At 72.4% G+C, this 23,525-nt stretch carries 27 protein-coding genes; 15 read left to right on the forward strand and 12 right to left on the reverse strand.

The genetic code is table 11. The features are described from left to right. Positions 1 to 38 precede the first annotated feature (38 nt). A complete protein-coding gene (locus tag ACN9M0_RS24000; protein ID WP_426404176.1) occupies positions 39 to 500 on the reverse strand; it encodes an ATP-binding protein in 462 nt (153 codons plus the stop codon). 350 nt (positions 501 to 850) lie between these two features. Continuing rightward, on the reverse strand, positions 851 to 1,798 hold the full coding sequence (locus ACN9M0_RS24005; RefSeq protein WP_366036335.1) for a hypothetical protein: 948 nt from the start codon (positions 1,796 to 1,798) through the stop codon (positions 851 to 853). A gap of 29 nt (positions 1,799 to 1,827) precedes the next feature. Here ACN9M0_RS24005 and dapE point away from each other — a divergent pair, with 29 nt between their 5' ends. Both dapE and ACN9M0_RS24015 read left to right on the forward strand, forming a co-directional pair. After that, the gene (dapE, locus tag ACN9M0_RS24010; RefSeq protein WP_426404177.1) at positions 1,828 to 2,922 is read left to right on the forward strand and encodes a succinyl-diaminopimelate desuccinylase; all 1,095 of its coding nucleotides are present in this window, start codon (positions 1,828 to 1,830) and stop codon (positions 2,920 to 2,922) included. Between the two features lie 84 nt (positions 2,923 to 3,006). Further along, complete coding sequence (locus ACN9M0_RS24015; RefSeq protein WP_366036337.1) at positions 3,007 to 3,756, forward strand: TIGR00730 family Rossman fold protein; 750 nt, start codon at positions 3,007 to 3,009, stop codon at positions 3,754 to 3,756. 189 nt (positions 3,757 to 3,945) lie between these two features. Here ACN9M0_RS24015 and folP read toward each other — a convergent pair whose 3' ends face one another. Then, entirely contained in the window at positions 3,946 to 4,806 is an 861-nt protein-coding gene (gene folP, locus ACN9M0_RS24020; protein WP_366036338.1) for a dihydropteroate synthase, read from the reverse strand. A gap of 103 nt (positions 4,807 to 4,909) precedes the next feature. On the opposite strand from folP, the gene ACN9M0_RS24025 reads away from it, so the two are divergent. Further along, positions 4,910 to 5,242, forward strand: a complete 333-nt coding sequence (locus ACN9M0_RS24025; RefSeq protein ID WP_366036339.1) for a DivIVA domain-containing protein — start codon at positions 4,910 to 4,912, stop codon at positions 5,240 to 5,242. Then, a complete protein-coding gene (locus ACN9M0_RS24030; protein WP_366036340.1) occupies positions 5,239 to 5,823 on the forward strand; it encodes a DNA-3-methyladenine glycosylase I in 585 nt (194 codons plus the stop codon). The genes ACN9M0_RS24025 and ACN9M0_RS24030 overlap by 4 nt, the downstream gene beginning before the upstream one ends. Positions 5,824 to 5,847: 24 nt before the next feature. On the opposite strand, the gene ACN9M0_RS24035 is transcribed toward ACN9M0_RS24030, so the two are convergent. Both ACN9M0_RS24035 and ACN9M0_RS24040 read right to left on the reverse strand, forming a co-directional pair. Then, entirely contained in the window at positions 5,848 to 6,003 is a 156-nt protein-coding gene (locus tag ACN9M0_RS24035) for a hypothetical protein (protein WP_426404178.1), read from the reverse strand. A 283-nt stretch (positions 6,004 to 6,286) separates the two neighbouring features. After that, positions 6,287 to 7,090: an enoyl-CoA hydratase/isomerase family protein gene (locus tag ACN9M0_RS24040; protein WP_366036343.1), complete on the reverse strand. Its 804-nt coding sequence runs from the start codon at positions 7,088 to 7,090 to the stop codon at positions 6,287 to 6,289. A gap of 312 nt (positions 7,091 to 7,402) precedes the next feature. On the opposite strand from ACN9M0_RS24040, the gene ACN9M0_RS24045 reads away from it, so the two are divergent. Then, positions 7,403 to 7,570 (forward strand): DUF3117 domain-containing protein, encoded by a 168-nt coding sequence (locus tag ACN9M0_RS24045; RefSeq protein WP_009997451.1) that lies wholly within the window; start codon positions 7,403 to 7,405, stop codon positions 7,568 to 7,570. Positions 7,571 to 7,667: 97 nt separating this feature from the next. Here ACN9M0_RS24045 and ACN9M0_RS24050 read toward each other — a convergent pair whose 3' ends face one another. Beyond that, positions 7,668 to 8,333: an O-methyltransferase gene (locus ACN9M0_RS24050; protein WP_366036344.1), complete on the reverse strand. Its 666-nt coding sequence runs from the start codon at positions 8,331 to 8,333 to the stop codon at positions 7,668 to 7,670. A gap of 142 nt (positions 8,334 to 8,475) precedes the next feature. Between ACN9M0_RS24050 and sigE the strand changes: the two genes are divergently transcribed. The 5 genes from sigE (at position 8,476) to ACN9M0_RS24075 (ending at position 13,366) form a co-directional block, all read left to right on the forward strand. Further along, on the forward strand, positions 8,476 to 9,234 hold the full coding sequence (sigE, locus tag ACN9M0_RS24055; protein ID WP_078908486.1) for an RNA polymerase sigma factor SigE: 759 nt from the start codon (positions 8,476 to 8,478) through the stop codon (positions 9,232 to 9,234). Then, a complete protein-coding gene (locus ACN9M0_RS24060; protein ID WP_366036345.1) occupies positions 9,231 to 10,163 on the forward strand; it encodes an anti-sigma factor family protein in 933 nt (310 codons plus the stop codon). The genes sigE and ACN9M0_RS24060 overlap by 4 nt, the downstream gene beginning before the upstream one ends. An 800-nt stretch (positions 10,164 to 10,963) precedes the next feature. Beyond that, positions 10,964 to 12,142, forward strand: a complete 1,179-nt coding sequence (locus ACN9M0_RS24065; protein ID WP_426404179.1) for a S1C family serine protease — start codon at positions 10,964 to 10,966, stop codon at positions 12,140 to 12,142. A 91-nt stretch (positions 12,143 to 12,233) separates the two neighbouring features. Next, the gene (locus tag ACN9M0_RS24070) at positions 12,234 to 12,689 is read left to right on the forward strand and encodes a sec-independent translocase (RefSeq protein WP_366036347.1); all 456 of its coding nucleotides are present in this window, start codon (positions 12,234 to 12,236) and stop codon (positions 12,687 to 12,689) included. A 74-nt stretch (positions 12,690 to 12,763) separates the two neighbouring features. Beyond that, a complete protein-coding gene (locus ACN9M0_RS24075) occupies positions 12,764 to 13,366 on the forward strand; it encodes a hypothetical protein (protein WP_366036348.1) in 603 nt (200 codons plus the stop codon). A 127-nt stretch (positions 13,367 to 13,493) separates the two neighbouring features. Here ACN9M0_RS24075 and ACN9M0_RS24080 read toward each other — a convergent pair whose 3' ends face one another. From ACN9M0_RS24080 to ACN9M0_RS24090, 3 genes are read right to left on the reverse strand one after another with little or no spacing between them, the layout of a single operon-like run. Further along, entirely contained in the window at positions 13,494 to 14,627 is a 1,134-nt protein-coding gene (locus ACN9M0_RS24080; RefSeq protein ID WP_399701073.1) for an Mrp/NBP35 family ATP-binding protein, read from the reverse strand. 44 nt (positions 14,628 to 14,671) lie between these two features. Beyond that, entirely contained in the window at positions 14,672 to 15,235 is a 564-nt protein-coding gene (locus tag ACN9M0_RS24085; protein WP_366036350.1) for a DUF1003 domain-containing protein, read from the reverse strand. Further along, positions 15,225 to 16,496, reverse strand: a complete 1,272-nt coding sequence (locus ACN9M0_RS24090; protein WP_366036351.1) for a magnesium transporter MgtE N-terminal domain-containing protein — start codon at positions 16,494 to 16,496, stop codon at positions 15,225 to 15,227. The genes ACN9M0_RS24085 and ACN9M0_RS24090 overlap by 11 nt, the downstream gene beginning before the upstream one ends. Positions 16,497 to 16,789: 293 nt before the next feature. Between ACN9M0_RS24090 and ACN9M0_RS24095 the strand changes: the two genes are divergently transcribed. Continuing rightward, positions 16,790 to 17,548: a hypothetical protein gene (locus ACN9M0_RS24095; protein ID WP_366036352.1), complete on the forward strand. Its 759-nt coding sequence runs from the start codon at positions 16,790 to 16,792 to the stop codon at positions 17,546 to 17,548. 62 nt (positions 17,549 to 17,610) lie between these two features. Here ACN9M0_RS24095 and ACN9M0_RS24100 read toward each other — a convergent pair whose 3' ends face one another. Next, the gene (locus tag ACN9M0_RS24100; RefSeq protein WP_366036353.1) at positions 17,611 to 18,120 is read right to left on the reverse strand and encodes a hypothetical protein; all 510 of its coding nucleotides are present in this window, start codon (positions 18,118 to 18,120) and stop codon (positions 17,611 to 17,613) included. A 24-nt stretch (positions 18,121 to 18,144) separates the two neighbouring features. Next, a complete protein-coding gene (locus ACN9M0_RS24105) occupies positions 18,145 to 19,272 on the reverse strand; it encodes a magnesium and cobalt transport protein CorA (protein WP_366036354.1) in 1,128 nt (375 codons plus the stop codon). Positions 19,273 to 19,690: 418 nt separating this feature from the next. On the opposite strand from ACN9M0_RS24105, the gene ACN9M0_RS24110 reads away from it, so the two are divergent. The 4 genes from ACN9M0_RS24110 to ACN9M0_RS24125 all read left to right on the forward strand — a co-directional run bounded on the left by ACN9M0_RS24110 (position 19,691) and on the right by ACN9M0_RS24125 (position 23,185). Then, a complete protein-coding gene (locus ACN9M0_RS24110; protein ID WP_366036355.1) occupies positions 19,691 to 20,275 on the forward strand; it encodes a suppressor of fused domain protein in 585 nt (194 codons plus the stop codon). A 375-nt stretch (positions 20,276 to 20,650) separates the two neighbouring features. Further along, positions 20,651 to 21,289: a DUF6758 family protein gene (locus ACN9M0_RS24115; RefSeq protein WP_041131110.1), complete on the forward strand. Its 639-nt coding sequence runs from the start codon at positions 20,651 to 20,653 to the stop codon at positions 21,287 to 21,289. 162 nt (positions 21,290 to 21,451) lie between these two features. Continuing rightward, complete coding sequence (locus tag ACN9M0_RS24120) at positions 21,452 to 22,315, forward strand: PHP domain-containing protein (protein ID WP_366036356.1); 864 nt, start codon at positions 21,452 to 21,454, stop codon at positions 22,313 to 22,315. Between the two features lie 264 nt (positions 22,316 to 22,579). After that, positions 22,580 to 23,185 carry a MarC family protein gene (locus tag ACN9M0_RS24125; protein WP_366036357.1) on the forward strand — a complete coding sequence of 202 codons (606 nt, stop codon included), beginning with the start codon at positions 22,580 to 22,582 and terminating at the stop codon, positions 23,183 to 23,185. A 102-nt stretch (positions 23,186 to 23,287) separates the two neighbouring features. Here ACN9M0_RS24125 and ACN9M0_RS24130 read toward each other — a convergent pair whose 3' ends face one another. After that, positions 23,288 to 23,440, reverse strand: coding sequence for a hypothetical protein (locus ACN9M0_RS24130; RefSeq protein WP_188270037.1), 153 nt, complete (start codon positions 23,438 to 23,440; stop codon positions 23,288 to 23,290). Positions 23,441 to 23,525 lie beyond the last annotated feature (85 nt).

Here is a 23,525-nt window from a genome sequence, read left to right on the forward strand (position 1 = left end):
AGCACACGCTCCCCGGGCCCTCGCGCGTTCCCGTGGGATCAGCCGCCGATGGGGAGGCCGCCCAGGGTCTGGCCGGTCGGCAGGCCGCCCAGGCCGCCGCCCAGGGCCCCGCCGGTGGGGGCCTCGGTGCTCTCGGCGGCGGCGCCGGCGGTCTGGCCGACGACCTCGCCCGTGCTGCCGGCCGTCTTGCCGACGACCTCCTGCGCGGCGGGGGTGGCGGTCTTGCCGGCGGTCCCGAGGGCCTTGCCGGCGGCCGGGACGGCCGTGCCGACGGCCTTGCTGCCGGTCTCGCCGACGACGCCGGTCGCGGTCTGCGAGGCGCTGTCGACGGCGGTCCCCGCACCGGCGGCGTCCAGGGCGGACACGCCGCCGAGGGCGCCGACCGGCGCCAGGCTGGGCTCCAGGGCACTCGCGGAGCCGGCCGCACCGACCACGGGGGCTGCTCCGGCCGCGACGATGAGGGCGGCGCGGGCGATCCGGCGGGTCAGGGAGAGGGACATGGTGCTCCTTCGGCGGAGAGGACGATTACGCGATGACAACCGGCCCTGGGGCGGGGGAGGTTGCGGCGACCGAAGGTAAAGAGTTGGCAATGCGTCGTATTGTCGGGTGGGGAGGAAAACGGGCGAACGTGTCATTGTGCGAAGCACTGCCGAACCGTCACTTCCCTTGTGCCGCAAGGGGAACGAGGGGGAGGAGTGACGCGGGGGAGAAGCGGCGCGAAGACCGCTCGAATTTCTCCCGCCACGAACCCGGGCCGTGCCACGCCCGAGTGAAGCACCGCACGGACGCTCGACCGCCGAGCGGGCCCGTCGGGAGGGATCCGGTCGCCAGGGGGTGTCCTGGCGCGCCCCTACTGGGCGAGCCGCAAACGGACCGAGTCGTCGGCCGCGGCCGGTGCGCCCGAGGGCTTCGACCAGCCCCCGCCGGCCTCGCCCGCGCGCCACACCCGGCCCCCGTAGGAGACCTCCGTGATGCGCAGCGTGTCCGCCCGCGCCACCGCCCACTGCGCCAGCTCCCAGCCGCGCCGCTCGTCCGACCCGGCCCCCGGCGCGCTCCCCGCGCCCGTCGCCGCCCGGACCGGCACCACGAGCACCGGCGGCTCCGACGCCGAACGGCCCGCGCTCGGACCGCCCGCCACCGCCTTCGGCGCCGCCTTCTCACCGAAGGCCCGCACCAGCTCCCGGCGCACCCGCTCAGGGTCGCCCGGCCGCCCCTTAGCCTCGCTCGCCGTACAGGACAGCGCCGCCGGAGACCGGCCCGTCAGCGCGGCCGACAGGAGCGTGGCGTCCGGCTCGTGCTTCGCGTACGCCTGCGGGAAACCGCTCCGCTGCACCCGCTGCGCCGCCACCGTCAGCGGCAGCCGCGAGTACCCCGGGACCTTCTCCAGGCCCTCGTAGAACCTCCCCGACGCGTACACCGGGTCCATGATCTGCTCCGCCGTCCCCCAGCCCTGCGAGGGCCGCTGCTGGAAGAGCCCCAGCGAGTCCCGGTCGCCGTGCTCGATGTTCCGCAGCGCCGACTCCTGCAGCGCGGTCGCGAGCGCGATCGTCACCGCCCGCTCCGGCAGCCCCCGGGTGGTGCCCACCGCCGAGATCGTCGCCGCGTTGGACGCCTGCTCCGGAGTGAACTCGTAGCGGTTGTCACCACTGCCCACACTGCACCGCGGCGCGCCCGTGCTCCCCGTCATCTGGTGGACGGCCACGTACGCGGCGAGGCCGAGGAGCACGGCGAAGGCGGCCGCGGAACGGGCGAGGCGGCCGCGACGGCGGGGGCGGGTGGGCTCGGACACGGGGCCCACCGTACTGGAGGCCGCGTTAGGGTCGGCACATGGCCGACATCACCCCGCCCGACGCCCTCCTCGACCTCTCCCTCGACGGGGCCGCGCTCACCGCAGCCCTCGTCGACTTCCCGTCCGTCAGCGGGACCGAGCAGCCGCTCGCGGACGCGATCGAGCGGGCCCTGCGCCTCCTGCCGCACCTCACCGTCGACCGGTACGGCAACAACGTCGTCGCGCGGACGCGGCTCGGCCACGGCGAGCGGGTCGTCCTCGCCGGCCACATCGACACCGTGCCGATCGCCGACAACGTGCCCTCGCGGCTCGACGAGGACGGCATCCTGTGGGGCTGCGGCACCTCCGACATGAAGTCCGGGGTCGCCGTCCAGCTGCGGATCGCCGCCACCGTCCCCGAGCCCAACCGCGACCTCACCTTCGTCTTCTACGACAACGAGGAGGTCGCCGCCGACCTCAACGGCCTCGGGAAGATCGCCACCGCGCACCCCGACTGGCTGGAGGGCGACTTCGCCGTCCTCCTGGAGCCCTCGGACGCCCAGGTCGAGGGCGGCTGCCAGGGCACCCTGCGCGTCATCCTGCACACCGCCGGCGAGCGCGCCCACTCCGCGCGCTCCTGGATGGGCTCCAACGCCATCCACACCGCCTCCCCGATCCTCGCCCGCCTCGCCGCCTACGAGCCGCGCAAGCCGGTCATCGACGGCCTCCAGTACCACGAGGGCCTCAACGCCGTACGGATCGAGGGCGGCGTCGCCACCAACGTCATCCCCGACGCCTGCGCCGTCACCGTCAACTACCGCTACGCCCCCGACCGCTCCCCGGCCGAGGCCCTGGCGTACGTCCGCGAGTTCTTCGAGGGCTGCGACATCGCCGAGTTCGTCGTCGACGACGAGAGCCCCGGCGCCCTGCCCGGCCTCTCCCACCCCGCCGCCGAGGCCTTCATGAAGGCCGTCGGCGGCAGCGCGCAGCCCAAGTTCGGCTGGACCGACGTCGCCCGCTTCAGCGCCCTCGGCGTGCCCGCGGTCAACTACGGTCCCGGCGACCCGATCTACGCGCACAAGCGGGACGAGCACGTCCCCGTCGACCGGATCCACCACTGCGAGGCACGGCTCCGCGACTGGCTGACCGCCTGACTCCCGTAATTTCGCATTTCGTCACCTCTGTGGTCCTACGCTGGCCGGACCAGAAGATCGTCGGTTCGACGGAGGGAGCAGGCCATGGGTATCCCCGAAGGGGAGACGAAGCCGGAGGAGCAGCGGCTCGGACCGGTGCTCAGGCGCAGGGACCAGGTCCAGCCGGGCACCACGGACCAGAGGCTGCTCGACACCGAGGGCGACTCGGAGTGGGTGCACACCGACCCCTGGCGGGTCATGCGCATCCAGTCCGAGTTCGTCGAGGGCTTCGGCGCCCTCGCCGAACTGCCGAGCGCGATCAGCGTCTTCGGCTCGGCCCGCACGAAGCCGGACTCGCCCGAGTACGAGGCGGGCGTACGGATCGGCCGGGCGCTCGTCGAGGCCGGCTTCGCGGTCATCACGGGCGGCGGCCCGGGCGCCATGGAGGCGGCCAACAAGGGGGCCAGGGAGGCCAACGGCGTCTCGGTCGGCCTCGGCATCGAGCTCCCCTTCGAGCAGGGGCTCAACCCGCACGTCGACATCGGCGTGAACTTCCGCTACTTCTTCGTCCGCAAGACGATGTTCGTGAAGTACGCGCAGGGCTTCGTCGTCCTGCCCGGCGGCCTCGGCACCCTCGACGAGCTCTTCGAGGCGCTCACCCTGGTCCAGACCCGCAAGGTCACCCGCTTCCCGATCGTGCTCTTCGGCACGGCGTACTGGAAGGGCCTCGTCGACTGGCTGCGCGACTCGGTCGTCGCGGGCGGCAAGGCCTCGGAGCGCGACCTGCTCCTCTTCCACGTCACGGACGACGTGGAAGAGGCGGTCGCGCTCGTCACCAAGGAGGTCGGCCGCTAGGGCCTGTCTGACAATTCCCGTCGGGTCCGGCCCGCCCGGCACGCACGCTCGCCGCACGGCCGGGACGCCCAAGTAGCTCCGCTACGAGGGCGTCCCGGCCGCACGCCGATCGCACGCACCGAACGACCCGGCCTGATCCGACGCGAATTGTCAGACAGGCCCTGGGCGCGCCTCAGCGTGGTGGCCCGGCTACGCCAGCCCGCGCCGGGCCACCGCGGGCTCCCGGTAACCGGCGATGGACGCCACCATGTCCAGGACCTGCCGGGTCTCCGCGACCTCGTGCACCCGGTACACCTGGGCGCCAAGCCAGGCGGAGACGGCAGTCGTCGCCAACGTCCCCAGCACCCGCTCCTTGACCGGCCGGTCGAGCGTCTCGCCGACGAAGTCCTTGTTCGACAGGGACACGAGCACGGGCCACCCCGTCTCCGTCATCTCCCCGAGCCGCCGCGTCGCCTCCAGGCTGTGCCGCGTGTTCTTCCCGAAGTCGTGACCCGGGTCGATCATGATCCCGTCCCGCCGCACGCCGAGCGAGGCCGCGCGCTCCGCGAGCCCCACCGTGACCCGCAGGATGTCGGCCATCACGTCCTCGTACTCCACCCGGTGCGGCCGGGTCCGCGGCTCCGCGCCGCCCGCGTGCGTGCAGACGAGCCCCGCGCCGTACTTCGCGGCGACCTCCGCGAGCCGCGGGTCGACCCCGCCCCACGCGTCGTTCAGGACGTCCGCACCGGCCTCGCAGACCGCCTCGCCGACGTCCGCCCGCCAGGTGTCCACGCTGATCACCACGTCGGGGTGACGCCTGCGGACCTCGGCGACGAAACCGACCGTGCGCCGCGCCTCCTCCTCGGCCGACACCTCCTCGCCGGGGCCCGCCTTCACCCCGCCGATGTCGATGATCGCCGCCCCCTCCGCCACGGCCTGCTCGACCCGGGCGAGCGCGGGCTCGTCCCGGAAGGTCGCGCCCTGGTCGTAGAAGGAGTCCGGGGTCCGGTTCACGATCGCCATGATCACCGGCTCGTGCGGCCCGAATTCACGCCGTCCCAAGCGCAGCATCCCTTATGTCCTCCCTCGCGTCCGTTCGCCTGCGACCCTAACCGTCGGTGGCTCATGGCACGATCGGCACGGGACGGTTTCCACTCCGGGAAGAGGCGCGCAGGTGTTCTGGTTTCTGCTCATCACGATGGTCGTGGTCGTGGCCGCGGTGACCCTCGCCGTGGTCGGCGGCGGCGACAGCGAGGTGCTGCCCGAAGTGGCGCCCGAGCAGCTCGTCGACCCGCTCCCGGCCGCCCGGCCGGTGGACCGCGCCGACGTCGAGGCGCTCCGCCTCCCCGTCGCCGCCCGCGGCTACCGGATGGCCGACGTGGACGACGTCCTCGACCGCCTCGCCGCCGAGCTCGCGGAGCGCGACGCGCGGATCGCCGAGCTGGAGGAGGCGCTCGCGGGCGCGGCCCCCGCCGGCGACGCCGGCCCGGAGGGCGGCGAGCAGTGACGGGCGAGGCGATTCCCGGGCCCGACGGGCGGCTGCGCTGCCCCTGGGGCCTGTCGACCGAGGACTACGTGGCGTACCACGACGAGGAATGGGGCCGCCCGGTCCACGGCGACGACGCGCTGTTCGAGCGACTGTGCCTGGAGGCCTTCCAGTCGGGCCTGTCGTGGATCACGATCCTGCGCCGCCGCGAGGGCTTCCGGCGCGCCTTCGCCGGCTTCGAGATCGCCTCCGTCGCCGCCTTCGGCGAGGCGGACCGCGAGCGGCTCCTCGCCGACGAGGGCATCATCCGCAACCGCGCCAAGGTCGACGCGACCCTGGCCAACGCGAAACTGCTCGCCGACTGGTCCCCGGGCGAGCTCGACGCCCTGATCTGGTCCCACGCCCCCGACCGGGCGACCCGCGCCACCCCGCGCACGCTCGCCGAGGTCCCGGCGGTCACCGACGAGTCGACGGCCCTGTCCAAGGCCCTCAAGAAGCGCGGCCTGCGCTTCATCGGCCCCACCACGGCCTACGCCCTGATGCAGGCCTGCGGCCTGGTCGACGACCACCTGGCGGGGTGCGTGGCCCGGGGCGAGGACTGACCCCGGGCCGTTGATCCGGCCGGATCAGAAGACGTGGACGCGCGGGGCGTCGTCCCAGTCCCCGAAGCTTTCCGGGCCGCTGATCCCGCCGCGCCCGTCTCCTGTGTGGAGGTACATGGTGCCGTCGATGGTGCGGAGGATGTCGGACTTCCCGTCGCCGTTGATGTCCCCGGTGGCCATCAGGCTCTCGTTCGAGGGCCAGGCGTACGGATGTCGCCCTGACCGAGCGGTGCGCTGAAGACGCAGATCTGGTCGAGCGCACATCGGGCGTAGCCCGATTCGGCCGCCGCCGGCGAGGACAGGACGGTGGCGGACAGGCCCCAGGCCGTGCCCGCCGTGAGCGCGCCGCGAAGAAGGCGCGCGGAAGGAGAAGGACGCACGGAACCCCCCAGGTGTGTGCGCACGAAGGTGAGCGGATCCTATAGACGCGCTCACCCGTCGCACGAACCGGTTCCGGCCTACGTCACCTGCCCAGATACCGCGGCTTCTCCTTGGCGATGAAGGCCCGGACCGCGATCGTGTGGTCCTCCGAGGCTCCCGCCAGGTTCTGGAGCTCCTCCTCCTTGTCGAGGGCCTCGGTGAGGGAGTGGGCGGCGCCGTGGGCCAGGGACTCCTTCAGGGCCGCGTACGCCACGGTCGGGCCCGCCGCGAGCGTGCGGGCCACCTTCTCCGCCTCGGCGGCCAGATCGGCGGCCGGGACCAGGCGGTTCACGATGCCCAGTTCGTACGCCTCCTGGGCGCCGATCGACCGCGGGAAGAGCAGCAGGTCGGAGGCCCTGCTCGCGCCGATCAGCCGGGGCAGCGTCCACGACACGCCCGAGTCGGCGGTGAGCGCCACGCCCGCGAAGGCGGTGTTGAAGGAGGCCGTGTCCGCGACCACCCGGTAGTCCGCGGCGAGCGCGAAGCCGAAGCCGGCCCCGGCGGCGACGCCGTTCACCCCCGCGACGACCGGCTTGCGCATGCCGGTGAGCGCCCGCACGATCGGGTTGTAGTGGTCACGGACCGTGTTCATGGTCTCGCTCGTGCCGGACTCCTGGTCCGCCATGAGCAGCCCGACGTGCTCCTTCAGGTCCTGGCCCACGCAGAACGCCCGGTCACCGGCCGCCGTGAGCAGCACCGCCCGTACGGCGGGGTCGGCCGCGGCCGTCTCCGCGGCGTCACGGAGGGCGACTTTCGCCGCCACGTTCATCGCGTTCATGGCCTCGGGCCGGTTGAGCGTGATGGTGGCGAGCCCGTCGCTCACCTCGTACAGAACCGTGTCGGCCATCGGGATCCCTTCGCCTCTTTGCGTGGTTGACCAGCCCAGCATGGCGGAGATCACCCGCACCGCCCATGTGAGCTGCGTCAAAGTTCTGAGGGATTCGGAACGACGCAGAGCGGCGAAGTATCGCAGGCCGATCGCCGAAATGTGGGGTTTTGCGGGAGCGCGTTGCGCAAGCGATGCCAATCGATGTTGGTCATCGGGTCCTGCCATGCGGGATAATGACCTGGAAGCAATGTGTTCGAAGCCGGTGACGCGTGCTCCACATCATGGAGCTGCCCGGCTGACGATGAGCTGGTTTCAGGAAGGGGAACAAGCATGGCGGCCATGAAGCCGCGGACGGGTGACGGCCCGCTCGAGGTGACCAAGGAGGGGCGGGGCATCGTCATGCGCGTTCCGCTCGAAGGCGGCGGTCGGCTTGTCGTCGAGCTGACCCCGGACGAGGCCGAGGCACTGGGCGACGCCCTCAAGAAGGTCGTCGGCTGACCCTCTTCTCCACGAGTTCCCAGCACTGCCCCGGTACGGTCCGCCGTACCGGGGCAGTGCTGTGTCCGGAGGTGGTGCGCCCCGTTCGGAGGAGCCGTCAGCCGCGGCGTACCGCGCAGAGCAGGCCGTCGCCCACCGGCAGCAGCGAGGGGACGAGCTCCTGGCTCTCCCGCACGGCGCGCAGCAGCTCGCGGACCCGCTGGACCTCCGCCGGCTGGGCCCCCGAATCGACCGTGCGGCCGTCCGCGAAGACGCCCTCGAAGCAGACGAGACCCCCGGGTCGCAGCAGGCGCAACGATTCAGCGAGGTAGTCCAGGTACTCGAGCCGGTCGCCGTCGCAGAACACGAGGTCGTACCCGCCGTCCGCGAGCCGGGGCAGCACGTCCAGGGCGCGGCCGGGGATGAAACGGGCCCGGTTGCCCGCGAAGCCCGCCGCCCGGAACGCCGTCTTGGCGAACTGCTGCCGCTCCGGCTGGAGGTCGACGGTCGTCAGGACGCCGTCCGGCCGCATCCCGAGGAGCAGGTAGATGCCGGACACGCCCGTGCCGGTGCCGATCTCCGCCACCGCCTTGGCGTCCGCCGTCGCGGCGAGCAGGCGCAGTGCCCCACCGGTGCCCGGCGACACCGAGGGCAGCCCTGCCTCCCGGGCCCGCTCACGGGCCCAGCGCAGAGCTTCGTCCTCGGCGACGAAGGCGTCGGCGAACGACCAGCTCGTCTGCCGGTTGGCGGTAATGGCCCTCTCCTGTCCCCGTAGTTGACGCAACGGTGACTGTATCCGCTGTCAGTGGGAACCCGCAGATGGGACCGTGCGTTCACCAGGGGAAGGACGCGACAGGAGGCAGCCGGGCGAGCCGGCCCCAAATTCGCGTAAAGATTCTTATCCGGAGCTAACGGGCGAGGTGGCTATGGTAGGGGCTCCGCTGGACACCACCAGAGCCGACAGGGGAGGTGCGGCTGCGCCTGTGGATCGGGGAGGAGTGCTTCGGCGTCTTCTCAGGTCGGCGGGTGAGCCGAAATCCGTGACCGACACCGCTGACCGTTTCCGCACCACCGACTCCGCTCCCACCACCGCGACCTTCGCATCGGATGCGGAATCGCAGGCGTGGACCCCTCCCACCTGGGAGGAGATCGTCAGCACGCACAGTGGCCGGGTCTACCGCCTCGCCTACCGCCTGACGGGCAACCAGCACGACGCCGAGGACCTCACCCAGGAGGTCTTCGTCCGCGTCTTCCGCTCGCTGTCGACGTACACCCCGGGCACCTTCGAGGGGTGGCTGCACCGCATCACCACCAACCTCTTCCTCGACATGGTCCGCCGCAAGCAGCGCATCCGGTTCGACGCGCTCGCGGACGACGCGGCCGAGAGGCTCCCCAGCCGTGAGCCCTCGCCGCAGCAGGCGTTCAACGACACGCACTTCGACGCCGACGTGCAGCAGGCCCTCGACACCCTCGCGCCCGAGTTCCGCGCGGCGGTCGTCCTCTGTGACATCGAGGGACTGTCGTACGAGGAGATCGCCGCGACCCTCGGGGTGAAGCTCGGCACCGTCCGCAGCCGCATCCACCGCGGCCGCTCCCACCTGCGCAAGGCACTCAAGCACCGCTCGCCCGAGGCCCGGGCGGAGCGTGCGCTCGCCTCCGTCGGATGGGAGGCAGGGACAGCGTGAGCGGCACACGTCCCACGTCACCGACCCCCGCGGAACACCACCTCGGGGACCGGCTGGCCGCGCTCGTCGACGGCGAACTCGGCCACGACGCCCGCGAGCGGGTCCTCGCCCACCTCGCGACCTGCGCCCGCTGCAAGGCCGAGGCCGATGCCCAGCGCACGCTGAAGAGCGTCTTCGCCTCGGCGGCTCCTCCACCGCCCTCGGAGGGCTTCCTCGCCCGGCTGCAGGGCCTCCCCGGGGGACCCGGCGAGCCGGGAGGTCCCGGCGGACCGCGCGGCCCCCTCGAAGAGCTCCTCGGCGCGCGCGGAGTGAAGTCCGACGGCTTCGCCACCGCCGCCGTGGTCACCCCGCACCCCGGCCCCCCCGGAACGGGCTTCCGCATCCACGAGGTCGGCTACCGCACCACCGGGACCTCCGGGCGCGGCCGGCGCTTCGCCTTCGCGGCGGCCAGCGCCGTCTCGTTCGCGGCGATCGCCCTCGGCGGCACCCTGCCCCTGGAGGCCTCGGTGAGCGCGAGCGCACGCGGCGGCCAGGGCACCGGCAGCGCCGTCACCCCGCTGCGCGCCACCTCGACCGGCGGCGGCACCGGCACGGCGACGGGACGCGGCACGCGCTCCGGCGAGCGGTCGGGCTCCCGGTCCGTCGACGCCGCCGAACCGCTCGCCGCGGTCACCCCGGGCGCCGTCCCGCACGGCCCGGTCGTGGCCGCCGGCCAGGGCACGGTCCCGTCGGGCGCGGTCCCCATGGACGAGGTGCGTTCCACTCTCGCGCCGTTGGCCGCCGTCCGGCTGCGGAACCCGGCCCCGCAGTCGCTGCTCGCCCTCTCGCCCTTCATACGGCCGACGGGTCCGGCCCTCCAGCTGGCCTTCGCCCCCGGGCCCAGCCCGATGGCGAGCCCGTCGACCGGACCGCTCGGCTCCCACCGCTGACCCGCGACCTGGTTGAATCCAGGGACAGGGGCGCCCGACCCAGGGGCGCGGACGGGTCAGCGGTTGCGGGGAGAGCATGAACAACGGGAAGCCGAACTGGTGGAGCCGGCCTTCGAGCACACCGGAGGCGGCGCGGATACCCACGCCGCCGCTGGCCGACGAGGGCGACGGTGACTTCCCCCTGCCCGCGCCCCGGCCCTCCCCGGGGCAGGAGCCGGCCGACCTGACGGACCCGGCGCCGGCACCCGCCCTCCGGACCTCACCCGAACCCGAGGTGACGGAGCCTCGGACGACGGAGCCTCAGGCGGCGGAGCCGGTGCAGGTCGCGGAGCCGGTGCGGACGACGGAGCCGGGCCAGGGCGTGGAGCCCGGACAGGTTGTGGAGCCCGGGCGGACGGCGGAGCCGGGGCAGGGCGTGGAGTCCGAGCCGGTCGCGCCCGCGCCCGTGCCGGCCGTCGAGCTGACGAAGTCCGGGCCCGCGCCCGAGCCGTCGGCCGAACCCGTCGCCGTACCCGTGGCGGAGGCGGCCCCCGTGGAGGCCCCCGCGCCCGTCGGGGCCCCCCGAGCCGCAGGCGCAGCAGCCCCTGCACGCGCCCGACGAGTACCGGACGCCGCCCTACGGCGAGCCCGGGCCGTGGGCCCCCGCACCGCCCGTGCAGCGCCCGCCCGCCGCCGTACCGCCGCAGGCACACGCCCAGCCGCAGCCGCAGGCTCACCCGCACGCCCAGCCCCAGCCGCATCCCCAGCCTCCGGCGCACCCGCACCCGCAGCCTCACCCCCAGGCCGGGGGTGCGCCCTGGGTGCAGTACGACCCCTGGGGCGCCGCCGGGACCGGAGTCGCGCCGCTGCCCGCGAAGAAGTCCCGCAAGGGGCTCGCGCTCGCGGGCGCGCTCGCCCTCGCCCTGGTCACCGGCGTCATCGGCGGCGGGATCGGCGCCTACGTCGAACGGAACGGCGGGCTCACCACCGTCGAGCTGCCGCAGGCCGAGGCCGGGGACACCGGCCGCGCCCCCGACAGCGTCGCCGGCATCGCCGCGAGCGCCCTGCCCGGCGTGGTCACCCTGCACGTCAAGGGCAACGGATCCTCCGGCACCGGCACCGGATTCGTCCTGGACACCAAGGGCCACATCCTCACCAACAACCACGTCGTCGACGGGGCCGCGACCTCCGAGGACATCTCGGTGACCTTCTCCAGCGGCGAGACGGCCCGCGCCAAGCTCATCGGCAAGGACACCGGCTACGACCTTGCCGTCGTCCAGGTCACCGGCGTCTCCGGCCTCAAGGCGCTGCCGCTCGGCAACTCCGACAACGTCCGCGTCGGCGACCCCGTCGTCGCCATCGGCGCCCCCTTCGACCTCTCCAACACCGTCACCTCCGGGATCATCAGCGCCAAGGAGCGCCCGATCACCGCCGGCGGCGAGAAGGGCGACGGCAGCGACATCAGCTACGTCGACGCCCTCCAGACCGACGCCCCCATCAACCCCGGCAACTCCGGCGGCCCGCTGCTCGACTCCAAGGCCCAGGTCATCGGCATCAACAGCGCCATCCGCGCCGCCGGCGGCGGCTCCGGCGAGGGCGAGGGCGGCAGCGCGAGCCAGCCCGGCTCCATCGGTCTCGGCTTCGCCATACCGATCAACCAGGGCAAGCGCGTCGCCGAGGAGCTCATCAACACCGGCAAGGCCACCCACCCCGTCATCGGTGTGAGCCTCGACATGCAGTTCCAGGGCGACGGCGCCCGCGTCGGCGAGAAGGGCAAGGACGGCTCCGCCTCCATCACCGCCGGCGGCCCGGCCGCCAAGGCGGGGCTCCGGCCCGGGGACGTCATCACCAAGGTCGACGGCCAGCGCGTCCACAGCGGCGAGGAGCTCATCGTGAAGATCCGCTCCCACCGCCCCGGCGACAGGCTGGAACTCACTCTGACCCGGAACGGCAAAGAGCTGACAAAGACGTTGACCCTCGGATCCTCGCAGGGCACCTGAGGGCCATGTGGCGGACGCCGCAAGGTACCCGTCCGACAGTTTGGGCGGGTACCGTGGACCGGGCCCTGGACCGGCGTGAAGGAGCTACTAGGTGTTCAGCGACATAGGCGCACTCGAGCTGGTGACGCTCGTCGTCCTCGCCGTGCTCGTCTTCGGGCCCGACAAGCTCCCGAAGGTGATCCAGGACGTCTCGCGCTTCATCCGTAAGGTCCGCGAGTTCTCGGACAGCGCGAAGCAGGACATCCGCAGCGAGCTTGGCCCGGAGTTCAAGGACTTCGAGTTCGAGGACCTCAACCCCAAGACGTTCCTCCGCAAGCAGCTGGAGAGCAACGAGGACCTCAAGGAGCTCAAGGAGCTGCGCGGCACGTTCGACCTCAAGAAGGAGATGAACGAGGTCGCCGACGCCGTCCACGGCCGCGAGACCGCGCCCGCCGCGGTCAACGGCTCCGGCAGCGGATCCTCCGTCAACGGCTCCCCGGACCTGCTGAAGAAGCAGGACAAGCCGGACACCGACGAGCGTCCTCCGTACGACTCCGACGCCACCTGACGACGGCCTGTCACCGACCCACTCCTTCCTGGTGGCTATCCTCCCTCTGTTGACGGAACGAGGAGGCGGCCGAGATGAAGACGACGAGTCGGGTGGAAGCCGATGGCTTTCTGCGCGCACCCTTCGCCTGGTACGGGCTCGACGAGGCCTTCACCGGCCCGCGCCGGCTGATGCAGATCGGCACGGCGGCGGACGGCACTGTCCAGCACGGCTCGGTGGGGCACGGTGACGAGCCCTCGATAAAGTCCGAGGCCGGCAGCGCGGAGAAGGAGCGCTTCGCGGTCGTCGTGACGGTCGCGGCGAACCCCGTGCGCCGCACCGGAGACGGCACGGGCGTCCTCGACGCCACCACCGTCTCCTCCGCCGCCTGGCTGGCCGGCTCCGGGCTCCTCGCCCACACCTGGCCGGCCTCGCTCGACCACGCGCTGCGGGACCACTGGCTCGACCAGCAGACCGAGACGGCCTTCGAGCTCGCCGACGACCTCGACGGGCCGGACTGGTCGGCCCTGTCGCTGCCGGTGGACGGGGTGCCGGTGGCGTTCCACTACCGGGAGACCGAGTTCGGCTGGGTGCTGGCCGGCTCTGCCGGGGACGTTCACATCGGGGCGTACGGGCGGGGCATGAGTGCGTACGGTCTGGGGTTCGCGAGGGTGAAGGACCTGGGCGCGTACGCCTGACGGCGCGTAAGCAGGAAGGGGCACCCCGGATCGGGGTGCCCCTTCCTGCTCACGCGGCCCTTGCGGGCCGTGGCCGGGGTGTGCCCCCCCGTTCCGCCCCGGGCGGAACGGGGGCCACACCCCTGGCTCAGAACTTGTTCCTGGGGGTGATGCCCAGGCTCATGCCCGACAGGCCTCGCTGGCGGCCGCCGAGCTTGCCGGCGATCGCGCGGAGGGCCGCGCCGGCGGGGGAGTCGGGGTCGGACAGGACGACCGGCCTGCCGTCGTCGCCGCCCTCGCGGAGCCGTACGTCGATCGGGATCGAGCCGAGGACCGGGACCGACGTGCCCGTGGTCTGCGTCAGGCCGTCCGCGACCTTCTGGCCGCCGCCCGTGCCGAACACGTCGACCATCTCGTCGCAGTGCGGGCAGGGCAGGCCCGCCATGTTCTCGACGACGCCGACGATCTTCTGGTGGGTCTGGACGGCGATGGAGCCGGCCCGCTCGGCGACCTCGGCCGCCGCCTGCTGCGGGGTGGTGACGACAAGGATCTCCGCGTTCGGCACGAGCTGCGCGACGGAGATCGCGATGTCGCCGGTGCCCGGGGGCAGGTCGAGCAGGAGGACGTCCAGGTCGCCCCAGTACACGTCCGCGAGGAACTGCTGGAGCGCGCGGTGCAGCATCGGGCCGCGCCACACGACCGGCGCGTTGCCCGGGGTGAACATGCCGATGGAGATGACCTTCACGCCGTTCGCGGACGGCGGCATGATCATGTTCTCGACCTGGGTCGGACGGCCGTCCACGCCCAGCATCCGCGGCACGCTGTGCCCGTAGATGTCGGCGTCGACGACACCGACCTTCAGGCCGTCGGCAGCCATCGCCGCGGCCAGGTTCACGGTCACGGAGGACTTGCCGACGCCTCCCTTGCCGGACGCCACCGCGTACACGCGGGTCAGCGAGCCGGGCTTGGCGAAGGGCACCTCGCGCTCGGCGCTCGTGCCGCGCAGCGCCGCCGCCAGCTCCTTTCGCTGCTCGTCGCTCATCACGTCCAGCGAGACGTCGACGCCGGTGACGCCCTCGACCCGGGAGACGGCCTCGGTCACGCGCTGCGTGATGGTCTCGCGCATCGGGCAGCCGGAGACCGTCAGGTAGACCGTGACGGCGACCCTGCCGTCCGGTTCGATCTCCACCGACTTGACCATGCCGAGCTCAGTGATCGGCTTGTTGATCTCAGGGTCGTTCACCGTCGCCAGCGCTTCGAGCACCGCGTCTTCCGTAGCCATACCGACGATGGTACGGCGCCGACCACGGGCCCATGAAAGGGCTGTCAACGGTCGGGTACATCACTTCCCCGGTCCTCGCCCGACGGGAATAGATCCCGGCGCTCCTCCAGCTCCTTGATCAGGTCCTGCAGCTCCGAGCGGATCCAGTCGCGGGTCGCGACCTCGCCGAGGCCCATCCGCAGCGCCGCGATCTCCCGGGTCAGGTACTCGGTGTCCGCGATCGACCGCTCGTTCTGCTTCCGGTCCTGCTCGAGATTGACCCGGTCCCGGTCGTCCTGGCGGTTCTGGGCGAGCAGGATCAGCGGCGCCGCGTACGAGGCCTGCAGGGACAGGGCGAGCGTCAGGAAGATGAAGGGGTACTCGTCGAACCTCAGCGGTGACGGCGCGAAGATGTTCCACCCGATCCAGACGATCACCGTCAGGGTCATCCAGACCAGGAACCTGCCCGTCCCCAGGAAGCGGGCGATCCGCTCCGAGAGCCGCCCGAAGGCCTCGGGGTCGTACTCCGGCAGCAGCCGGGACCGCCGTTCGCGCGGCAGGTCGAGCCGGATGCGGGGCACGGACCGCTCCCGCTCGCGCTCCCGGTCCTGCGTGCGCTCAGCCGCCATGCCCGGCCCCCTCCTCGTGGAACTCGGTCTCCCGCCAGTCGTCCGGCAGCAGGTGGTCGAGCACGTCGTCGACGGTGACCGCGCCGAGCAGCGAGCCGCTCTCGTCGACCACGGGCGCGGCGACCATGTTGTACGCGGCGAGATAGCTGGTCACGGCGGGCAGCGGGGTGTCCGGGCCGAGCGGCGGCAGATCGCTGTCCACGAGCGAGCTGACCAGCGTGAACGGCGGGTCGCGCAGCAGCCGCTGGAAGTGCACCGTGCCCAGGTACTTGCCGGTCGGCGTCTCGTCCGGCGGCCGGCACACGTACACCTGCGCGGCGAGCGCCGGGGACAGGTCCTGCTGGCGGACCCGGGCCAGCGCGTCCGCGACCGTGGCGTCCGGGCGCAGCACGATCGGCTCGGTCGTCATCAGGCCGCCCGCCGTGCGCTCCTCGTACGCCAGGAGCCGGCGCACATCGGCCGCGTCGTCCGGCTGCATCAGGGTGAGCAGCCGCTCCTGGTCCTCCTCGGGCAGCTCGGACAGCAGGTCGGCGGCGTCGTCCGGGTCCATCGCCTCCAGGACGTCGGCGGCGCGCTCCTCCTTCAGCTTGCCGAGGATCTCGACCTGGTCGTCCTCCGGCAGCTCTTCGAGGACGTCGGCGAGCCGGTCGTCGTCGAGGGCGGCGGCGACCTCGGCGCGCCGCTTGGGGGAGAGGTGGTGCAGGGCGTTGGCGAGGTCGGCGGGGCGCAGCTTCTCGAAGGTGGCGAGCAGGCTCTCGGCGCCCTGCCCGTGCTCCTCCAGGGAGAAGCCGGTGACGGCGGACCACTCGACGGTCAGCGTCTCGCCCTTGCGGCTCAGCACCCCGCCCTTCCCCTTGCGGACGAAGACCTTGTCGATCTCCCAGTCGCGGCGGGCGGGCAGCTGCTGGATGGCGACGTCGAGGACGGTGACCTCCTCGCCGCTGTCGACGAGCCGGACGCGCCGGTCGAGGAGCTCGCCGAGGACGAGCCGTTCGGTGGGGCGCCGCTCGAAGCGCCGCATGTTGACGACGCCGGTGGTGATGACCTGGCCGGAGGCGACGCCCGTGATGCGGGTCATGGGGACGAAGACCCGGCGGCGGCTCAGCACCTCCACGACCATGCCGAGCAGCCGTGGCGGCCTGCGGCCGACGCGGAGCATGGCCACCAGGTCGCTGACGCGGCCGACCTGGTCGCCGACGGGGTCGAAGACGGGGACTCCGGCGAGGTGGGAGACGAAGATACGGGGGGCGCCTGCCGCCATGCCACGCGCCTCCTCGGTGCCGCACGATTCGAGTCGTCGCAGAGCTTTGCCGGGGATTGCAGAGCTTTGCCGGGTTCAGGCTAGCCCGTGCCGTTCCGCCCCGCCCCGGCAGTGACTCCGTACGGCTGCCTGCGGGGCCCGTCACCTGTCCCGGGTACGCTGCGGTCTGCCGTTCCCCCCCATCGGCCCCGGCACCGGACCCGGCCCTTCCGCCCGGCCGGAACGCGGCCGTCCCCCCGGCACCCGTACGGGCCGTGCCCGTCGCCCCCCCCACGACACGAGAGGCAGCGCAGATGACCGTTCGTACCCCGTCATCGCGTATCCGCAGGGCGGTCACGCCCCTGGCGCTCTGCGCCGGACTGACGGTGGGACTCACGGCCTGCGCCGCCGACCCGGACGAGGGGACGAACGGGGTGGGGAGACTCTCCCCGCCCGAGATCGAGCACAAGGCGCAGACCGCGGCGGACGCCGCGAAGGCGGTACGGCTGTCCGGGACCCTGGTCAGCAAGGGCGGCACCTTCAAGCTGAACATGCGCCTCAAGCAGGACGGCGCCACCGGCTCGGTGACGACGAAGAACAGCACCTTCGAGCTGCTGCGGGTCGGCGACGCGCTCTACCTGAAGGCCGACGCGGGGTTCTGGGCCCACGACGGCAAGGAGGACGACACGCCGTCGGAGGCGGACTCCGAGGCCGCCGACACGCTCGACGACAAGTACGTGAAGGTCCCGCAGGGCGACCCCTCGTACAAGCAGCTGCGCGGCTTCACCGACATGGGGCCGCTCCTCGACGGGCTGATCGGCCTGCACGGCGAGAAGGTCAAGGGCGACCGGAGCCAGATCGGCGGGGTCCGCACGATCAAGGTCAAGGGCGGCGCCGACGGCGAGGGCGGCACGCTCGACGTGTCCCTGGACGGCGAGCCGTACCCCGTGCAGTTCGCGCGGGGCGGGGGAGCGGGCGTCGTGGTGCTCTCCGAGTGGGACAAGGACTTCCCGCTCCAGGCGCCGTCGAAGGAGGAGACCCTCGACTACGGCAAGCAGCTGCCCCGCACCTAGTGTCCTGAGTCGGAGATCCTCGACGAAGTCGCCGCCCACTGCCGACGAATCTCTGACTCAGATCACTGGCGCCGCTTCTTGCGGAACAGCAGCTTCGGCAGCCCCGCCGGGATCGGCCGGCGGGTGTTCGCCGCCGTCGGCAGCGGTACGGCGGCCAGGGAGCCGTCCGGCAGCTCCGTGGTCGAGGACCGGGGGTCGAGCCGCACCACCCGGCATTCGCGCGCCCAGCGCCCGGGCATGGCCTCGCCGTCGGGGGCGTTGAGCCGCTTGCCCTTCAGCTCGGCGACCGCCGCGTCCCACTCCTCCGTACCGGGGGCGAGTTCACGAACCGCGGCGGTCCAGGCGACGAGCCGGCCGCCCTTGTCCTTGCTGCGGACGGTCACCTCGGCCGTACCGCCGTCGACCAGGCCCGGCAGCGGCTGCTCGCCGGGGCCGTCGCCGACGACGTGCGCGGCTCCGTCGTGCCAGACGTGCCAGAGCGCGCGGGCGGGTCCCGTGCCGCGCACCCACACGAGGCCGGACTTCTTGGTGGCCTCCTCGACGAGGGCGGACCCGAACAGCTCTTCTGTCATGCCCCGAAGCCTATCGGCAGGGCTCTACAGCCAGCCGTTGCGCTTGAGCGTGCGGTGGATGGTGAAGCAGACCGCGATGATGCCGGTGAGCACCATCGGGTAGCCGTACTTCCAGTGCAGCTCGGGCATGTGGTCGAAGTTCATGCCGTACACCCCGCAGACCGCCGTGGGGACGGCGACGATCGCGGCCCACGAGGTGATCTTGCGCATGTCCTCGTTCTGCGCGACGGTCGCCTGCGCCAGGTTGGCCTGGAGGATGGAGTTGAGGAGCTCGTCGAAGCCGACGACCTGCTCCTGGACGCGGGCGAGGTGGTCGGCGACGTCCCGGAAGTACTTCTGGATGTCGGGGTCGACGAGCCGCATCGGCCGCTCGGAGAGCAGCTGCATCGGGCGGAGCAGCGGCGTGACGGCCCGCTTGAACTCCAGTACCTCGCGCTTGAGCTGGTAGATCCGGCCGGTGTCCGTGCCGCGCGTGGAGCCCTTCGCGGCCGGCGAGAAGACGTCGATCTCCAGCTGGTCGATGTCCAGCTCGACGGCGTCGGCGACCGCGATGTAGCCGTCGACGACGTGGTCGGCGATGGCGTGCAGGACGGCCGAGGGGCCCTTGGCGAGCAGCTCCGGCTCGCCCTGGAGGCGGTGCCGCAGGTTGCGCAGGGAGCCCTGTCCGCCGTGCCGGACGGTGATGACGAAGTCGGGGCCGGTGAAGCACATGACCTCGCCGGTCTCGACGACCTCGCTGGTCGCGGTGAGTTCGGCGTGCTCGACGTAGTGGATGGTCTTGAAGACGGTGAAGAGGGTGTCGTCGTACCGCTCCAGCTTGGGGCGCTGGTGGGCGTGGACGGCGTCCTCGACGGCGAGCGGGTGCAGCCCGAACTCGGCGGCGATACCGGCGAATTCGGCCTCGGTGGGCTCGTGGAGACCGATCCAGGCGAAGCCGCCGCTCTCCCGCACCTGGCGCATCGCGCCGCGCGGCGTGAGGCACTCGCGGTCGTCGATCCGGCGCCCGTCGCGGTAGACGGCGCAGTCGACCACGGCGCTGGAGGCCGAGTGGTCGCGGGTGGGGTCGTACGAGGTGTACGTGGTGGGGGTCTTGCGCAGGGTGTGCCGCAGGCTGGGGCGGACGGCGGCGGTGAGGTCACGGATCATCGACATGGGCGTGCTCCTTCACGGATCGGCCGTCGGCGAGCGTGGCACAGCCCGGAATGGGGACGGGGAGGTACGTCGTCCACAAAGCGGGCGGCACCGAAGGGTCGCGGTGACGGCGGTCGCTACAGACAGGGAAAAGGCGAAAGATGCTCTTCCGTCGAGCGAGATGCCGGAGAGGCGGGTCCGTGCCGGACCCGGACGTCACCGGGAGGAGCGCACCGGGCTGGGGTGCGGAGCGGCGGAAGAGCGGCTGGTACTGCCCGATCGACTTCGGTCCATCGCAGTCCCACCTCCTCCGGCCGGTCCCCTGTCGGGGATGACGTGTGACGAGCAGTCGGGAATCCCGACCAGTGGCCAACACTATCAGCCGACAGAGGGTCAATCCCTTCCTTTGCCCGTTCCATACGCGATCTATGCTCCCCCCATGGGAGAAGTTCTTGCACTCGTCGAGGCACGGCTGCGGACGGCGCTCGGCGAACCGGACGCGCGGGCCGCGGTGACCTTCCTCGGCACGGACCGGATCGAGGTGCTGCGCTTCGTCGACGGCGACCTCGTGCGGTACGCGACCCTCGGGATGTCCGCGCAGCCGATGGCGGATCCGACCTCCGCGCTCGCCGACCCGGTGAAGGGCCCGCGCGCGGAGCTCGTCCTCACGGTACGGGGCGGGCTCGCCGACACGGACAAGGTGCTGCGCCCGCTCGCGGTCCTCGCCGCCACCCCGCAGGTCGAGGGCGTGGTCGTGGCCCCGGGCGCCTCGCTCGACGTCGGCGACCCGCTCTGGCCCGGCGCCTCGTTCAGCTCGGTGCTCGTCGCCGAGTCGGGCGGTCTGGTGGAGGACCTGGAGCTGGACGAGCCGATGGACCCGGTCCGCTTCCTGCCGCTGCTGCCGATGACCTCGAACGAGGCCGCGTGGAAGCGGGTCCACGGAGCGCAGGCCCTGGAGGAGCGGTGGCTGGCACAGGGGACGGACCTGCGCGATCCCCTGCGCAGGTCCGTGAACCTGGACTGAGGGCTTGCCGTACGGCGTGGCCTGCTCTTTGCCGTCAGCCACGGGCCGTGGTGATGTGAGGTCCCGTCAGAGAGGGCGAGTGGCACGGCGATGCCCAGGGTCGACGCCGACCTCCGGGCCGGGGTGCGGATCGGGTGCCGGTTCGCGGGTCCGGATGCGGAGGCGACCTGCCGGCCGAGCGCGTCCTTCACCGGGCGGGCTCCGGTGATCCGGGTTCCACATCACCCGCGCCGCATGCGCCCGAGCATCGACCCGATGCTCGAAACTGTCCTCATCGGGGCGAATGCCCACCGAGGGTGAACGGCTCGGGCCGGACGGGTGATCGTTCGTGGTCGTCCTTGACGCGGGGCGGAAGAGCTAGGACCGTTGAGCCCTATGAGGGGCGAACCCAGTTGTCCGAAGTGCGGTGGCCGGGTCAGGGCGCCCGGTCTCTTCGCCGACTCCTGGCAGTGTGACGTGCACGGCTCGGTGCACCCGCTCCAGCCCGTGATCCCGCCCAGCGTCGAGGGCCTCGGGGTCGTGGTGCACAGGTCCCACGTTCCGGTGTGGATGCCGTGGCCCCTGCCCGTCGGCTGGCTCTTCACCGGCGTCGCGTACGCCGGGGACGACCGCAGCGGCGGACGCGCCACGGCCGTCGCCTGTTCGGGCCCCGGCCCGCTCGGCGGGATCGGCGAGCTGCTCCTGGTCGCCGAGGAGCTCGGCGTCGGGCTCGGTGCCCGGTACGCCGGCATCGACGGCCTCGATCCCGGCTCCGGCATGGCCATCGACAAGCCACCCCAGGCGAAGGTGCTCGCCGCCGGGCGGCCCACCCCGCTCTGGCACGTCACCGGCGCCCCGCAGGACCGCGCGGTCTTCGCGGGCGAGGCGCGCGGCCTGTGGCTGTGGGCGATCGTCTGGCCCGAGCAGTCCGGACTCCTGATGTACGACGAGCTGGTGCTGACGGACCTGCGCGACGCCGGGGCCGAGGTCGACCTGCTGCCCTGCGGCGCCCTCACTCCGAGGCTGCTCGGCTAGGGGCGTCCTGCCGATCGGGCCGGGCTCGCGGCCTGGTCGACGAGACACCCCCCGGGGGATGCGCGGCGCGGTGCGGTCGGTCACGTTCCGTACGGGCGTGTTCGATTCGCCCGTTATGCTGGAGCGTCCCTCGTCCGTGCCGAGTCCCTGGAGTACCGCGTCGTGCGCATCGATCTGCACACCCACTCCACGGCCTCCGACGGTACGGACTCCCCGGCCGAGCTCGTCAGGAACGCGGCCGCGGCCGGTCTCGACGTCGTCGCGCTCACGGACCACGACACCACCCGCGGCCACACCGAGGCGATCGCGGCCCTGCCCGAGGGGCTGACCCTCGTCACCGGTGCCGAGCTGTCCTGCCGGATGGACGGCATCGGGCTGCACATGCTCGCGTACCTCTTCGACCCGGCGGAACCGGCGCTCCTCGCCGAGCGCGAACTCGTCCGGGACGACCGGGTGCCGCGCGCCCGGGGCATGGTCGCCAAGCTCCAGGAGCTCGGCGTCCCCGTCACCTGGGAGCAGGTCGCCCGGATCGCCGGCGACGGCTCCGTGGGCCGCCCGCACGTCGCCGAGGCGCTCGTCGAGCTCGGGGTCGTACCGGACGTGTCCGGCGCGTTCACGTCCGAGTGGCTCGCCGACGGCGGCCGGGCGTACGTCGAGAAGCACGAGCTGGACCCGGTCGACGCGATCCGCCTCGTCAAGGCGGCCGGCGGCGTCACCGTCTTCGCGCACCCGCTCGCCGTCAAGCGCGGCCAGGTGCTGTCCGAGGCCTCGATAGCCCGGCTCGCCGATGCCGGACTCGACGGCATCGAGGTCGACCACATGGACCACGACGAGGCGACGCGCGCACGGCTGCGCGGACTCGCGCAGGAGCTCGGTCTGCTGACCACCGGCTCCAGCGACTACCACGGCAGCCGCAAGACCTGCCGCCTCGGCGAGTACACCACCGACCCCGAGATCTACGGCGAGATCACCCGCCGTGCGTCGGGCGCCTTCCCGGTCCCGGGCGCGGGGGGACCCGCCGCCTAGTCCCTGGGTCACCGGCCCCGGTCGACCGGCTCGGACCGCGTCCCGCGCGGCTCCGTGCCGTGCCTCGCCGTGTCGCGCCCGGTTCGCCGGCGCGCGGCCTGTCCGCCCGACCCCTTGTCGAGGGCTCCCCTCCTTCCGCTCCGCCCCCGTCCGGCTCCGTGCCGTGCGGGGATGGCGCCCTTTCCTGCCCTGTCGCCGGAATCCTGCATTCCGCACCGCAGGGGCACACCCCACCGTTCCACCTCTCCCGCAAGGCACCCCACCGTGTTCGACGTCGCCGTCTTCGGCTCGCTGTTCCTCACCCTCTTCGTGATCATGGATCCCCCCGGGATCACCCCGATCTTCCTCGCCCTCACCTCCGGCCGCCCGGCCAAGGTGCAGCGCCGGATGGCCTGGCAGGCCGTCACCGTCGCCTTCGGCGTCATCACGGTCTTCGGGCTCCTGGGCCAGCAGATCCTGGACTACCTGCACGTCTCCGTCCCCGCGCTGATGATCGCGGGCGGTCTCCTGCTGCTGCTCATCGCGCTCGACCTGCTCACCGGCAAGACCGACGAGCCCAAGCAGACCAAGGACGTCAACGTCGCCCTCGTCCCGCTCGGCATGCCGCTGCTCGCCGGGCCCGGCGCGATCGTCTCGGTCATCCTCGCCGTGCAGAACGCCGACAGCGTGGCCTCGCAGGTCTCCGTCTGGACCGCCATCGCCGCCATGCACGTCGTGCTCTGGCTGACCATGCGCTATTCGCTGCTGATCATCCGCGTCATCAAGGACGGCGGCGTCGTCCTGGTGACCCGGCTCGCCGGCATGATGCTCTCCGCCATCGCGGTGCAGCAGATCATCAACGGCGTCACCCAGGTGATCCAGAACGCCTGAGCAGGCCCCCGGGGGAGCCCCCGGACACCACTGCGCCCCCGTACGGATTCCGCTCTTGCGAAGTCCGTGCGGGGGCGCGGTGCGTGGTGTGGACCTGACCTGTTACGAGGCCGAGGTCTCGGCGGGGCGGATCCAGATGCGCTGGCCGACAGCGGCGGCCTGCTGCACGATCCGGTTGACGGAGGCGGCGTCCACGACGGTCCGGTCGACGGGCGTGCCGTCGATGTCGTCGAGTCGCAGGATTTCGAAGCGCACAGGCTTCTCCCTTCGTCTGAGTTGATCCTCCTGATGGAGAACTGCGTTACGTATGGGTCCAACGACGTGCACCCTGCAAACATTC

Source organism: Streptomyces sp. R-07, assembly GCF_049913175.1.
GTDB lineage: Bacteria > Actinomycetota > Actinomycetes > Streptomycetales > Streptomycetaceae > Streptomyces.

Bases quoted from the DNA above. Each gene is read 5' to 3' on its own strand.
- ACN9M0_RS24115 (WP_041131110.1), top strand. From the start codon at position 20,651: ATGAGGGGCGAACCCAGTTGTCCGAAGTGCGGTGGCCGGGTCAGGGCG.
- ACN9M0_RS24040 (WP_366036343.1), bottom strand. From the start codon at position 7,090: ATGGCCGACACGGTTCTGTACGAGGTGAGCGACGGGCTCGCCACCATC.
- ACN9M0_RS24100 (WP_366036353.1), bottom strand. From the start codon at position 18,120: ATGACAGAAGAGCTGTTCGGGTCCGCCCTCGTCGAGGAGGCCACCAAG.
- ACN9M0_RS24105 (WP_366036354.1), bottom strand. From the start codon at position 19,272: ATGTCGATGATCCGTGACCTCACCGCCGCCGTCCGCCCCAGCCTGCGG.
- ACN9M0_RS24085 (WP_366036350.1), bottom strand. From the start codon at position 15,235: ATGGCGGCTGAGCGCACGCAGGACCGGGAGCGCGAGCGGGAGCGGTCC.
- ACN9M0_RS24045 (WP_009997451.1), top strand. From the start codon at position 7,403: ATGGCGGCCATGAAGCCGCGGACGGGTGACGGCCCGCTCGAGGTGACC.
- sigE (WP_078908486.1), top strand. From the start codon at position 8,476: ATGGTAGGGGCTCCGCTGGACACCACCAGAGCCGACAGGGGAGGTGCG.
- folP (WP_366036338.1), bottom strand. From the start codon at position 4,806: ATGCTGCGCTTGGGACGGCGTGAATTCGGGCCGCACGAGCCGGTGATC.
- ACN9M0_RS24000 (WP_426404176.1), bottom strand. From the start codon at position 500: ATGTCCCTCTCCCTGACCCGCCGGATCGCCCGCGCCGCCCTCATCGTC.
- ACN9M0_RS24090 (WP_366036351.1), bottom strand. From the start codon at position 16,496: ATGGCGGCAGGCGCCCCCCGTATCTTCGTCTCCCACCTCGCCGGAGTC.
- ACN9M0_RS24035 (WP_426404178.1), bottom strand. From the start codon at position 6,003: ATGGCCACCGGGGACATCAACGGCGACGGGAAGTCCGACATCCTCCGC.
- ACN9M0_RS24110 (WP_366036355.1), top strand. From the start codon at position 19,691: ATGGGAGAAGTTCTTGCACTCGTCGAGGCACGGCTGCGGACGGCGCTC.
- ACN9M0_RS24075 (WP_366036348.1), top strand. From the start codon at position 12,764: ATGAAGACGACGAGTCGGGTGGAAGCCGATGGCTTTCTGCGCGCACCC.
- ACN9M0_RS24080 (WP_399701073.1), bottom strand. From the start codon at position 14,627: ATGGCTACGGAAGACGCGGTGCTCGAAGCGCTGGCGACGGTGAACGAC.
- ACN9M0_RS24015 (WP_366036337.1), top strand. From the start codon at position 3,007: ATGGGTATCCCCGAAGGGGAGACGAAGCCGGAGGAGCAGCGGCTCGGA.
- ACN9M0_RS24095 (WP_366036352.1), top strand. From the start codon at position 16,790: ATGACCGTTCGTACCCCGTCATCGCGTATCCGCAGGGCGGTCACGCCC.
- dapE (WP_426404177.1), top strand. From the start codon at position 1,828: ATGGCCGACATCACCCCGCCCGACGCCCTCCTCGACCTCTCCCTCGAC.